Source organism: Tumidithrix helvetica PCC 7403 (assembly GCF_965232925.1).
In the GTDB taxonomy this organism is placed as follows: Bacteria; Cyanobacteriota; Cyanobacteriia; order Pseudanabaenales; family Pseudanabaenaceae; genus Tumidithrix; species Tumidithrix helvetica.
Map to the genome: position 1 here is coordinate 172,319 of NZ_CBDDRA010000003.1, position 12,771 is coordinate 185,089.

Consider the following 12,771-nt stretch of genomic DNA (forward strand, 5'->3'; position numbering starts at 1 on the left):
ATTTTAGCTAAAGTACCTCATTTGCCCATTGACGATTACTTTGCCAGCAGGTTACAAACGCGATATGAACTGAAAGCTCGTTTGCCTGCACTACAATGAAGTACAACTCATTGAGGATCGCCATGTACTCAGTTTTTACTCAGAAAACTGTATTTCTAATCGTTTTTCTTGGTAAAAATCGAAATCTGGTTCTCAAAACACTTTGTCATAAGAAAATACTGGCATTAATATTCTGAAGAGCCTAATTCTAATTGGTTTTAGGCTCTTTTTCTCTCCTCAAGATGAATCATTCAGGTTAGACAATACGAACACTAATTGCGGGAAAAATGACAAACTATGATCGATGCCGAACCTCTTCCTATGCTTGCGATCGCTCCAGCTCAACTACTGCGCGGGCAGGGCATTTTGTCTCAGTTAGCCGAGCATCTCCTCGCTTTAGGGGGACAAGGCGGAAAAAAAGCGTTGGTTGTTTCTGGTGCCACGGCAAGATCCAAGTTTGAAGCCAAGCTCGAACCATTTAGCTTAGAAGCAGCAGAAATTCAACCGATCTTTGCCCCAAGCATTAAAGGTTGCACCGAAGCAAGTTTGGCATCCCTACACCAAGAGATCGCCACGCATCAGCCTGATGTGATTTTGGGCGTAGGGGGTGGCAAAGTGTTGGATACGGCGAAGTTAATTGCCTATCAATCCAAATTACCCATTGTTACGATTCCGACAACGGCCGCTACCTGTGCGGCATGGACGGCTTTAAGCAATGTTTACACCCCAGCAGGTGCGTTTGATTACGATGTCTCCCTGCCAAAATGCCCCAACATGATGCTGGTAGATTACGACCTAATCGCCACAGCGCCACAGCGCACTCTGGTGGCTGGCATTGGAGATGCGATCGCCAAGTGGTACGAGGCATCGGTCAGTAGTGGGCATAGCGATCGCACCTTGGTAATTGCGGCGGTGCAAGAAGCAAGAATTTTACGGGATATTTTGCTACAAAAATCTGTAGAAGCAATACAAAATCCCCAGAGTGCTGTTTGGCAAGAGGTTGTCGATGCTACGGTTTGTCTGGCAGGTGCGATCGGTGGGTTGGGGGGTGCTAATTGCCGAACGGTGGCGGCTCACGCCATCCATAATGGGCTGACGCATTTGCCCCAAGCCTATGGTACGCTCCATGGCGAAAAGGTTGCCTATGGCATTTTGGTACAGTTACGACTGGAAGAATTTCAAGGAAATGCACTTGCAGCAACGTCAAGACAGCAATTACTCAAGTTTTACGATCGGATTGGTTTGCCTAAAACCTTGTCTGACTTGGGTTTAAAAGACGTGACCTTGGCAGAATTGGAAACCGTTGCAGCGATTACCTGTCAACCCAACTCTGATATTCATCGGATGCCTTTTGAGGTTGTTCCCGATCGGGTTTTAGCTGCAATGGTGTCTACAACTAGTCCAGTTGGAGTCAAAGTCTAAAGAGGATTAGGCAGGGGGCTTTCCAAAGCGCTTATATAGCGCTACTGTCCAGACCACGATCGCGATCAGATAAGCGCCCAAACCGACAAGAAACCAAACAGAAGGGAAAGATTTCGCAGGATCGAGGTTTGCCAAAAAAGTAAGCTGAAAGGCAAAGATGACCAGCAATAGGGTAATCACGCCAAACCATGCAAAGCTCTGCTTGAGATAGGCGATCGAACTATGGCGATTATCGTCAGAGAGCCAATATTCTTTATTGGGTAGATTGATGATAGAAATCGGAAAGAGATTGAGTAGATTTGGAAGACCAAGGCTAATTCCGATCGCGATCGCTACGACCAGAAAATAGAGCCCAAAATAGGCAGCTTTAGATGACGCCCCATTTGCTTGACCAGCAGCGTTGAAGTGCGATGCCACCGTGTCGGGAAGCAAGGGGAAATAATAGACAACCTGCGCGATCGCCAAACCCAGCAAAACCAGAATTCCATAAAAAGGAAACTTCATTGAGTACCTCTATAAATATCAATTTTAATGGAGGAAATAAAAAAGGAGGAAATAAAAAAAGACTGAGTTGGTAGTCCAAATCTATTCAATCATTGAACAGCCTACTAACCCTAACGATCAGCTTAAAAGAATTGTTATGTTCTGTCGATGACTTTTAGCAAAAGTTTGAAAAGGATATTTCCGCCAGCAATTCCTATAAGGTGCAACAGTTCGAGCCTGCTGGGAAATCGACTCTCGCCCTCCCCAAACGACTGACACGGACGAATAGAGGCAATTTCAGAAGCTCCATGCCACTAAAAAGGAACCTGCAATATAAGCAAAGGCTTCTACTAAACCCGCACCGAGATTGGGAACTTCTTGCCGCACAATTTCATCGGAGATTTTTACCCCAGGAACGAGGATGAGGTCAGCCAACCAACGAATCCCTACGAGCAGAGTTAACCCAAAAGGTAGTGCTAAGGCGTAGATTGTCAGACTAACCGTCCAATTTTCAAACTCTGGCAAGAAAGCGACGCGAATCACATTGCCTACGGCAATCAACAGCCCCGCAAACGCAACACCCGCCGCAGGGTTATTCCGCTTTTGAATCTCCCCAAATACATCGTAAGCCGCAATCCTTGGGTAGGCTAGACTCGCCAAAATCAGAGTTGCCAAGCCCAAGAGCCAACAGACTAAGCTTACCCATACCGTGCCAGTGTTTCCAGCGATCGCACTACTCAAAATCAAACCAGTGGCGACATGGCATCCTGCTTCTAAAGAAGCCGCGCCCAGATTATGCTCCTCTTCAATTTCTCTAGCACAATCACAACGACACAAGATCGCGCGATCGCATATCCACGCACTGAATAACATCAGCAAAATCGTCATAATGCCGTAGCTAGCTAAGTTCATCAGTATTTCAAGCCAACTACCCGTATCTTTTCTCAATACGCCGCCAAGGGCGACAATGATACCTAGGTAATAGCCCACCAAAGCGATCGCCACCGCCACATTGTCGCGCACAAATAGCTGTAGATTTAACTCCATGCGCCGAAATAGTTTCTGGTAAGCGAACTGCCCCACCCAAAACAGCGCAAAGCCAAGGAGGATCTCGGTTAGTACGAGAGGGACACGACTAAGTTCTTGCCAGACTCTTTCCATGGGGGCTACTCCAGCGTTTCTAATTTGTTGAATAATTCTATGATTGTATCGGCTAGGCGATCGTAGAAAAAATAATCCTGCGCCCCAATTGTGTTTGCAACTGTGCCACCAAATTGCCGCTTAAATTGAGAAAACTTGGCGTAATTATGATTTGGGTCAGAACTATAGCCATAAAAGTCATAAACCTTGCAGCCCCTCAGTTTCGCTCTCTGCATGGCGTCCCAATGTAAGGCATAACTCGACATCACCTGCGGATTCTTGTCCGTGCGTCCACCATAGAGATAGGTGCAGCGATCGCCCCAATAAACGACCAGAATCGCTGTCAGCAATTCCCCTTGCCACCACGCCAAACCAATTTCTGCCATATTCTCGCGAAACAAAGTCTGACAAAGATTGATAAAAAAGCCAAAGGGTTCGCCAAAAAACTCCTGTCGCTGCACGGTTTCCCAAAACAAATCGTAAAACAACGCAATCGCTTGTTCGTCCGTAGTGAATTCCGTCTTAACCCCATATCGTTGACTCAGACGCAGGTTATAGCGCCCTTTGGGTTTCATGGCTGCTAGCATTTGGTCAGAAGTTGGTTGCAGATCGATTAAGAGCGTTTCTTTGGGCATCAGATCCGCAGGCGATCGCACAAAATCTTTTGGCAACCACACAGGCTTCTCTTGCCACAACGGCTCTATACGCAAGGCAATCGCACCATAGGACTCAGATATCTTTGCGGCAAGTTCTAGAAACAACACCATCCCCAAAGCAGCGAACTCTGGCAAAAACAATGGTCCCCCTGTAGCAATTAACAAACTAGACTGAGATCTCTGAGCGTAGAGATGCAGAATACAACCACCCACTAGATTTTTAACTTCCAAATGGGATAACGAAGCTGGTAACTGATAACTTTCTGCTCCCGACACCTGACCACCGACAACTGATAACTGACGACTAAAAAGCCCATATCGAAACGTCTTATAGCCTTCTAATTCTCGAAAGTTTGCCCATGTCCAAGATTGCATAAAGCAACTATTTGGATGGGATTTGACAAAGTCATCCCACAAATGGCGATCGCTTTCGATTAAAGGCTCAAAATACAACAAATTCTTTTCTTATGAATTTTCATCACCAACAAGACAAATGAGCCAAATTACACCCCCCATGGTTAAAAACAGACCCAGTAGACCAGGGCTCAAATCATCGCCATTACTGGATCCGCCAGACCCACCATAATAAGTTCCTTTAGCAAACACAGAGTCAGGTGCGATTACGTTGGCTACCAATAAGGTCACACTAAGGGCAGCGATCAACTTAGCGATTGTGGTCGGAACAGTGGAAAATTCTTGGTCGGTTGTTTGAGGCTCCCAACGTTGGAATTCTTGCATATCCCGCTTGAATTCCGTCGAGGTTCCCGAATCTGATGCTTTCAACTTGGTGAGAAGTTGGTTTAAGTCATTGCGAATATGGTTGGGCAAGGCTTTCCCGCGTTCCAAAATTGTCTGGAGTAAGCGAGGCAAATCGATTTGCGCGATGAACTGTTGGGTTGACTGTAGCCAAGATGCAGTCATCTTAGGCGTGTGATAAGGATGCTGAACTGGCAAAAGAGAAGGCAAAAAAGAACGCATCTGAGGGTGAGAGGATTGTATTTGGATGAGCCAATGCCTCGCCAAAGATTCCAGCTTAAGCGGATCGGCATTTAGCTCTTTCCTTTCGGATTCATCCTGCCAAATCAAGCTCCGTGTCACACTCATTAGCTCGTCGAGTTCTGAAATCTCTAAGAAGTTACATGTTCCATCTGGTAGTGTTTTTTCGGTCAGATCGAGGCTGGGATCTAGAATCAAAGGATTGAGCAAATAGTAAAGGATCTGAGGATTTGCAAGGCTATGAATGGGAACTTGCGTGCGTTGGTCAGCGATCGCCCGCTCAAAAATAAAGGTTGAAAGAAAATTCTCTAGGCTAAAGGTTTTTAAATTATTTGGGAATTCTGCGTTCAAGATTTCCGATTTAGCGATCGGCTGACCAGAGCTAGCCAGAAAAAAGCCCCATTTCCCATAGTCATGACGATGAAATGAAGGAATGGAAATCACCATTGGTTTAGGCTGTAGACCTGCACTCCACATAGTTTGATAGATGCACCAAAATCCTAATGTCTCTTTTTCGGGAGAAACAGCATTCTCGGCTACAATACCCTGCGGATAAAGAACTTGGTAGAGAAGTTCATACCATTCTTGACTTTTGACTCTTGTCTCAGCATCGGAACTAGGGTAGGTAAAGTCACAGATCGCCACATGGTAGAAATCGTGGGATGGAGCATTTGTAACGATATTCTCTAAAAACTCAAAGGCATCCTGCGAGTGAGTAGTCACTTTGTGATTTGTTAAACTATTTTGATTAAAAGCCGAGAATACCGTCCTGCCCAATTCCAAAACATCGGGGTTGTAGTCCACCAAGTCAATGTGGCTCACTTCTGGAAATCTCAGCACATCTCTCGCCGCTAAGCCATCGCCCCCACCACAAATCAAGACACGTAAAGGCACTTGAGGAAATCGTTTGACTGCCAAAGAGATCGCAGGAATCACCAAATATTCATGATAAATCTGCTCGTCTTCGGTATGAAACTGCAATTCCCCATTGATATAAAAGGCAAGTCCATTCGGGCAATGTTCGATAAATAACGAAGCTGGCATGCCTTACCAACCTCCAAATAACATGAGACAAATGCCCAAGATCGTCAAAGACCAAGCGGCAACCCACTGCCATGTCTTTTTGGGTTTGCTCCGTTTTGGCGCCGAAGCCATGGCATAACGCATAGAAGTCATAGACTTTTCCGAGTTTTCAATCTCTGAAAAATCACTCGGATCGACCTTTTTGGTGGAGTAAACATATAAACCGCCATCTTCCCAAGCTTCGATCGCAAGATTCCAGAGGCGATCGCTGTCCCAATAGTCCCAAGTCGTGCGAGAGGTTGCACCTTTCTCCCCCCCAACGTAAGTCCCTGTGGTCTTAGACTCAAAAAAGTAGTCTCGCCCCAAAGCCCTTAGTCTTTCATGGGGGTGCTCGCCCTCGCGCATCGATCGCCACAAACTAAATTTCAGATTGTCCCCAGGATGCTCGCTCGCGACCTGCTCGATTTTAATTTCTTGGGAAAAGTACCAATTTACAGAGGTCTCAGGATTGGCGGGATCGACTTCGCGCAGTAGGTAATAGCAGGTATTACCACCAGAGTTGAGTTCCCATTCCTCAGTCTCGTAGCCCTGCGGATCTGTATAGGTACTGTAATCGAGGACATCCCACTGGACACCCCCCCCATAGGTGACGCGATCGCCTGGTCGCAGCCGACGCAGTTGTGCTTGAGTAAAAAGGCTAGGCATAAAAATCTTGCCCTACTGAATTTCTAAATCTAGATAACTAAGAATATCTCGAAGATCTGTACATAATCGGGTCAATTCATAAATCGATCCGACAATTCTAGATAAAGCACAAATCTCATGTACTGTGTGGGATTGCGATCGCAACATTCAATCAACAAGAGCTTAAAAAACTATCTCTAGCATTACAAAAATATTCTATTGTAAAATATAAAGTATCCCTTCGGCATCAGCAACATCCATGCCCTTGTAACGTCGGTTTAGGTATGCTGATTTGCGCCTGAGTCTTTCAACTACAGTAGCCATTTCGGGGATAGCTGGGCTACACGGGGGGGAATAGGATAGCCCTACAAATTAATTTAGCGGAATCAAAGAAAATCTGCAAGAGAAATATGGAGAAAACTTGGATTTATTACATAACTTTACAATCAATTGTTGCGGTCCTGAAACTTTCAGCAATGTTTTCCATCTATAATTCTTGCGAATTGTAACGAGTTTTGCTCAAAATATTTTGCCAATTGAATTCCAAGGAAATCGTCATTCAATTCCTCTAGGTAAAACCGTTGAAATTCATACACTGCTGAAAATTGCTGCACTATCAAAATTTCACGAGGAAACATCACCATCTAAACAAAACTAGGAATCCTTTTGCGTATATGCTCCTTGCCGTTAAGTACTTTGCCTGTAAGACGGATAAACCCTAGATACTCTCACGCAAATCCCTGAAATGTCATATCAAGAGGTGATGACATTTGGTACTAAGTATGCTCCAAAGTGGAGAATCTCCTAATTAAACCGCTATCATGAATGCTTGTCAGCTTTTAACTTGATTATGACCGCCCCAATAAGTATTTTAATGTGTTCCCCCGATCACTACGACGTCGATTACGTGATCAATCCTTGGATGGAAGGGAACGTACATCGTTCTAGTCGCGATCGCGCTGCCTCTCAATGGGAAGGACTCTACCGCATCCTCAAAGATTTAGCCGTAGTGGACCTAGTAAAGCCTCAAAAAGGCTGGCCCGACATGGTTTTTACTGCAAATGCAGGGTTGGTTTTAGGAGATAAAGTCGTCCTCAGTCGTTTTTTTCATAAAGAGCGGCAGGGTGAAGAGCCCTACTTTAAGGAATGGTTTGAGTCTAAAGGATATGAAGTCTTTGAATTACCCAAGGATCTGCCTTTTGAGGGCGCAGGCGACGCTCTCCTCGATCGCGAGGGGCGCTGGTTGTGGGCAGGCTATGGATTTCGCTCTGAGCTTGATTCTCATCCTTACTTAGCAAAATGGCTAGATATCGAAGTGTTATCCCTACGTTTGATGGACAATCGCTTTTATCACCTAGATACTTGCTTTTGCCCCTTACTAGATGGATATCTACTCTATTACCCACCAGCCTTTGACTCTTATTCCAATCGTTTGATTGAGATGCGCGTGCCCGAACACAAACGCATTGCGATCGAAGAAGCCGATGCCATTACCTTTTCCTGTAACGCCGTGAATGTCGATCGCACGGTCGTCATGAATAAAGCCAGCGATCCGCTCAAAAAGAGATTGGAAGCCTGTGGATTTACGGTAGTCGAAACCCCGCTCACAGAGTTTCTGAAAGCGGGTGGTGCTGCGAAATGCCTGACCTTACGAGTGACGGAACCGCTTGCACCTTTGCACACCGAGCATATCGGCGTAGAGTCGCGCACCATTGAACTGAACGGACATTTGCTGGATTCGGGCATTGTCAATCGCGCTTTAGATCTTGTCAACGAAGGTGGCGGCAGTTTCCAAGTTTTAGAATTCAATCTCGGTACGCAAAAGCAAAGTACTTCACAGGCAAAAATTCGGGTTTCTGCACCTTCTCATGACGTGATGTCATCGATCATGAGTCAGTTGATCGACATGGGAGCCGTATTACCTGAAGTAGAAGTCTGCGATGCGCTTTTAGAGCCTGTTATCCAAGCAGGTGTTGCTCCTGACGACTTCTATGTTTCCACAATTTATCCCACAGAAGTTCGGGTGGGTTGCGAATGGATTCGATGCCAACAGCAGCGCATGGATGGCGCGATCGCGGTAACCACTAAAGATGGTAAACCGACAGCAACCTGCAAGCTTCTACGCGATCTAGAAGTTGGTGAAAGTGTCGTTGTTGGCGTTGACGGTATTCGTACTGCTCATAAAAAGGAAACTCGCGATAATTTGCAAAAAGAGTTCTCATTTATGGGTGCAGGGGTCTCTAGTGAGAGACGCGTCGAATTGATAGTCGAACAGATTGCTTGGGAATTGCGCCAGATTCGCGATCGCGGCGGTAAGGTAGTCGTCTCTGGTGGGCCAGTAATCGTTCACACGGGTGCATCTCCGCATCTTGCCTATTTGATCCGTGAGGGCTATGTGCAATCTCTTTTGGGTGGCAATGCGATCGCGGTTCATGACATCGAGCAATCTACATTAGGAACTTCATTGGGTGTAGACCTGCAACGTGGTATTAGCGTGCGTGGTGGTCATCGCCATCATCTGAAGGTGATTAATATGGTACGTCGCTACGGCAGCATTCAAAAAACCGTTGAAGCAGGTGTCATCAAGTCTGGTGTCATGTATGAATGCGTCACCCATAATATTCCCTTTGTATTAGCAGGCTCCATTCGCGATGATGGACCTTTGCCAGACACAGAGATGGATTTGATTAAAGCCCAGCAAAAGTATGCTGAGCAGATTCGTGAAGCCGATATGATTTTGATGCTCTCATCGATGCTACATTCGATTGGAGTCGGTAATATGACTCCAGCGGGCGTCAAGATGGTGTGTGTGGACATTAATCCTGCGGTCGTAACGAAGCTCAGCGATCGCGGCTCCGTAGAATCCGTCGGTGTTGTCACAGATGTGGGATTATTCTTGAGCTTGTTGGTTCAACAGTTAAAGAAACTTGTGAGCCCAATTACGCAAGTAAGTGCTTAGAGGAAAACATTTAATCAGACAGTTTCCAACCTAATAAAGCAGGGGGAATTCCATCTGGATTGCGGGCATGCTTTCGCTTCCAAGAAAAAGAATTTCCCCTGTTTTTTGTGCTCATACTTCACCCCTTTTGAAGCATATCTTTTGTAATGCATCTTCAATGTCCAGAATATTCCCTGAAACTAAATCTCTGGCTAAATTTAGAGATTTTGAAATTCAACCAAAAGCATAAACGAAGCTTAACCCAAACTTAAATTATGGAAGCTGGTGCAAAAGTATGATGACTGAAAGTGTGAGGAAATGTCATGGTATTTTATCAAGGAAAGTTCTCTATACAACCGTTTGTGGTTGCCTCGGTTCTATTAGCTCCAGCATTCAATATTGGTAGCGCAAGTGCGAATGAAGTTTTCACAAACGCTGCTTCTCAGAATGTCGCGAATGTAACCAGTACTGTTGAAAAAATTGATGCTGACAAATTAGCTCAGCCTTTAACTGTCGAAGACTTCAAGACCTCCCAGAACGTTACCTCTGTTTCTCAACTCTCTGATGTGAGACCGACGGATTGGGCATTTACAGCATTGCAGTCTTTAGTGGAAAGATATGGATGTATTGCAGGCTACCCCGATCGCACCTATCGCGGACAGAGAGCCCTATCTCGTTACGAATTTGCCGCTGGTCTCAATGCTTGCTTAGACAAGATTAACGAAATTATTTCGGCTGGTTTAGCAGATAAGGTCAGCAAAGAAGACCTCGCCGCACTCCAAAAATTACAAGAAGAATTTGCTGCTGAACTTGCCACCCTCAGAGGTCGTGTAGATGCATTAGAAGCAAAAACAACTAAGTTGGAAGCTCAACAGTTCTCCACAACCACCAAACTATATGCAACCGTAATTTTTGCTCTTGCTGATACATGGGGTGGCACTGGATCCACATCCGTACCTGCTGCAAATAGAGTCGTGGATAACACCAACTTTACCTTTTCTTACCGCGCTCGTTTAAACTTCGACACCAGTTTCACTGGCAAAGATCTGCTTCGCACCCGTTTGCAAGCAGGGAATAATCCTAACTTGGGCGCTGGTGGGGCAACAAACACAAACATGGCTCGTCTGGCATTTGCCCAAGATACTGGCGGTGGCTTTGAACTCGATAAGTTGTACTACAGATTTCCAATTGGCGAGAACTTGGTGGGATATTTAGGAGCGAATGCTCTCGATCCCGATGATATCGCCGATACGCTTAACCCATATTTTGAAGGCAGCGACAGAGGTGCTTTATCAAGATTTGGTCGTTTCGATCCGTTGCTTTTCCGCGCTCCGTCGGGTGCTGGAGCTGGTCTGGTTTTCAAGCCCAGTTCTCAATTTACAATTGTTGCAAGTTACCTAGCCAAGACAAATAATGGGAGTACGACTTTCACCGCTGGTTCTGCTACTGGTCAAGGCGGTTTAACCAATGGTGGTTATTCTGCAAACATCCAACTAGTTTTTGCTCCTGCAAAAGAGATTAAAATTGGCTTAGCTTATGTACGAGCCTTTGAACCAGGTGGGATCGTGAACGTGAGCGGCAGCACTGGCAGTTCTTTTGGTGGCGCACCTTTTGGTGCTGTAGACACTTCAACAGATCGCTATGGTGCTCAATTTAACTGGCAGGTATCTAAAGCCTTTAACTTTGGCGGTTGGATCGGTTTTGCGAACGCGCGGCAAGAGTCAGGGGGCTCCAACAATGCAAGTTTGTTCAACTGGGCTATCAATTTTGCCTTCCCAGACTTGTTTGCTGAGGGTAACCGAGGCGGCATCCTATTTGGTCAGCCGCCAAAGGTAACTTCCAACTCTTTTGCAGGAAGAACCGATGTTGACACCTCTTACCTCTTGGAACTTCAGTATGGTTTCAGGGTCAGCAAAAACATCACGATTACCCCAGCTATCTTTGCTGTGTTCAACCCCAACCATAATAATGGGAACCCCACAACTTGGGTAGGAACGATCAGAACGCTATTTACTTTCTAAGTGGAGATAACAGAGATTGTCCTAGATTGCAGGAATTGAGATAGCAAATCAAGAGAGTAGTCTTTGCTGCTCTCTTTGGCATTTTAGAGAAATGAGCGTGAATCCTAACAAATTAAGAAATCCATATACAGGTATTTCATTATGCTTATCTATAAAAAGTGGGTGCGTTTTGCCTTAAGAGCTTTATCTGTGTTTCTGTTAACCGTATTTGTAACTGCTTGCGTTCAGACACAAACCCCAGAAAATAAGCCACAATCCAGTACATCTGCAAAACCTGCCTCCACAGAAGTTGCTAAAGCGCCTTCAGGTGGAATTACCGTTTACACGGCTCTCGAAGACGATCAGTTGGCAGAGTATTTACCTTTGTTTGAGAAACAATATCCAGATATCAAGATTAACAAAGTTCGCGATTCTACGGGTGTAGTGACTGCGAAGCTACTGGCAGAAAAAGATAACCCTACCGCTGATGTGGTTTGGGGACTTGCAGTCTCTAGTTTACTTGTTGCAGACAAGCAAGGACTACTAGAGCCCTATGCACCCAAAGGCATTGAAGCCGTTCAACCCCAATTTAAAGACAGTCAAAACCCACCACATTGGGTTGGGATCGATGCTTGGGAATCTGCTTTTTGCGTCAATACCGTGGAATCTGGGAAAAAGAATTTACCGATCCCTCAATCTTGGGCAGATCTGATCAAGCCTGAGTATAAGGGACAGATCGTCATGTCCAATCCCGCTTCCTCTGGAACTGGTTTTCTTTCTGTTTCTGCTATCCTACAAATGATGGGCGATACCGAAGGCTGGAAGTATCTAGATGCTTTACACCAAAACATTGCCCAGTACGTGCATTCTGGGTCTAAGCCTTGTAAACTCGCTGGTTCGGGTGAATATGCGATCGGGATTTCCTTTGGCTATCGCGCGGTCAAACAGAAAAAAGCTGGAGAACCCATTCTACCCGTTTTTCCTAAGGAAGGTTCGGGATGGGATATTGAAGCCAACGCACTGGTTAAGAAAGCCAATATTAATCCTGCGGCGAAAACCTTCTTAGATTGGGCGATTTCTTCTGAAATCTCTAAGAAATATGCCAAGAACTTTCCTTTGACTGCGGTTAAAACGGATGTTCCCATTCCTGAGGGGTTTCCAGAGGATCCGATCAAGCAGCTATATCCTAAAAATGATTTCAAATGGGCTGCTGCCAATCGCGATGCGATCCTGACAGAATGGACGAAGCGATACGATTCCAAATCTGAGCCTAAAAAGAAGTAAAGCAAATATCTTGAATAGAATCGATCTGTAGGGATAGTGTCCCTGTGCCTATCCCATAAGTACTTGTGGAACCACAGGGGACTATCTCTCATCGTTTTATCCCATT

At 45.5% G+C, this 12,771-nt stretch carries 9 protein-coding genes; 4 read left to right on the plus strand and 5 right to left on the minus strand.

Features of this window, described 5'->3' with window-relative positions; all coding sequences use genetic code 11:
* Positions 1–336: 336 nt before the first annotated feature.
* The gene (locus ACP2WE_RS04450) at positions 337–1,461 is read left to right on the plus strand and encodes an iron-containing alcohol dehydrogenase family protein (protein WP_425214387.1); all 1,125 of its coding nucleotides are present in this window, start codon (positions 337–339) and stop codon (positions 1,459–1,461) included.
* A 6-nt stretch (positions 1,462–1,467) separates the two neighbouring features.
* On the opposite strand, the gene ACP2WE_RS04455 is transcribed toward ACP2WE_RS04450, so the two are convergent.
* From ACP2WE_RS04455 to ACP2WE_RS04475, 5 genes are all read right to left on the minus strand, one after another.
* Positions 1,468–1,965 carry a DUF1648 domain-containing protein gene (locus tag ACP2WE_RS04455; protein WP_425214388.1) on the minus strand — a complete coding sequence of 166 codons (498 nt, stop codon included), beginning with the start codon at positions 1,963–1,965 and terminating at the stop codon, positions 1,468–1,470.
* A 276-nt stretch (positions 1,966–2,241) separates the two neighbouring features.
* Positions 2,242–3,105: a DUF350 domain-containing protein gene (locus ACP2WE_RS04460; RefSeq protein ID WP_425214389.1), complete on the minus strand. Its 864-nt coding sequence runs from the start codon at positions 3,103–3,105 to the stop codon at positions 2,242–2,244.
* A gap of 5 nt (positions 3,106–3,110) precedes the next feature.
* Positions 3,111–4,196, minus strand: a complete 1,086-nt coding sequence (locus ACP2WE_RS04465) for a lipid II:glycine glycyltransferase FemX (protein ID WP_425214390.1) — start codon at positions 4,194–4,196, stop codon at positions 3,111–3,113.
* Positions 4,197–4,205: 9 nt separating this feature from the next.
* Positions 4,206–5,780 (minus strand): spermine/spermidine synthase domain-containing protein, encoded by a 1,575-nt coding sequence (locus ACP2WE_RS04470; RefSeq protein WP_425214391.1) that lies wholly within the window; start codon positions 5,778–5,780, stop codon positions 4,206–4,208.
* A 3-nt stretch (positions 5,781–5,783) separates the two neighbouring features.
* Positions 5,784–6,464, minus strand: coding sequence for a hypothetical protein (locus tag ACP2WE_RS04475; protein ID WP_425214392.1), 681 nt, complete (start codon positions 6,462–6,464; stop codon positions 5,784–5,786).
* 829 nt (positions 6,465–7,293) lie between these two features.
* On the opposite strand from ACP2WE_RS04475, the gene argZ reads away from it, so the two are divergent.
* From argZ to ACP2WE_RS04490, 3 genes are all read left to right on the plus strand, one after another.
* On the plus strand, positions 7,294–9,402 hold the full coding sequence (gene argZ, locus ACP2WE_RS04480) for a bifunctional arginine dihydrolase/ornithine cyclodeaminase (protein WP_425214393.1): 2,109 nt from the start codon (positions 7,294–7,296) through the stop codon (positions 9,400–9,402).
* 302 nt (positions 9,403–9,704) lie between these two features.
* Positions 9,705–11,402 carry an iron uptake porin gene (locus ACP2WE_RS04485; protein WP_425214394.1) on the plus strand — a complete coding sequence of 566 codons (1,698 nt, stop codon included), beginning with the start codon at positions 9,705–9,707 and terminating at the stop codon, positions 11,400–11,402.
* Between the two features lie 141 nt (positions 11,403–11,543).
* On the plus strand, positions 11,544–12,665 hold the full coding sequence (locus ACP2WE_RS04490; RefSeq protein ID WP_425214395.1) for a putative 2-aminoethylphosphonate ABC transporter substrate-binding protein: 1,122 nt from the start codon (positions 11,544–11,546) through the stop codon (positions 12,663–12,665).
* Positions 12,666–12,771 lie beyond the last annotated feature (106 nt).

Excerpts from the sequence above, each read along its gene's own strand:
- ACP2WE_RS04450 (WP_425214387.1), top strand. The coding sequence starts at position 337 with ATGATCGATGCCGAACCTCTTCCTATGCTTGCGATCGCTCCAGCTCAA.
- ACP2WE_RS04475 (WP_425214392.1), bottom strand. The coding sequence starts at position 6,464 with ATGCCTAGCCTTTTTACTCAAGCACAACTGCGTCGGCTGCGACCAGGC.
- ACP2WE_RS04490 (WP_425214395.1), top strand. The coding sequence starts at position 11,544 with ATGCTTATCTATAAAAAGTGGGTGCGTTTTGCCTTAAGAGCTTTATCT.
- ACP2WE_RS04455 (WP_425214388.1), bottom strand. The coding sequence starts at position 1,965 with ATGAAGTTTCCTTTTTATGGAATTCTGGTTTTGCTGGGTTTGGCGATC.
- argZ (WP_425214393.1), top strand. The coding sequence starts at position 7,294 with ATGACCGCCCCAATAAGTATTTTAATGTGTTCCCCCGATCACTACGAC.
- ACP2WE_RS04460 (WP_425214389.1), bottom strand. The coding sequence starts at position 3,105 with ATGGAAAGAGTCTGGCAAGAACTTAGTCGTGTCCCTCTCGTACTAACC.
- ACP2WE_RS04470 (WP_425214391.1), bottom strand. The coding sequence starts at position 5,780 with ATGCCAGCTTCGTTATTTATCGAACATTGCCCGAATGGACTTGCCTTT.
- ACP2WE_RS04485 (WP_425214394.1), top strand. The coding sequence starts at position 9,705 with ATGGTATTTTATCAAGGAAAGTTCTCTATACAACCGTTTGTGGTTGCC.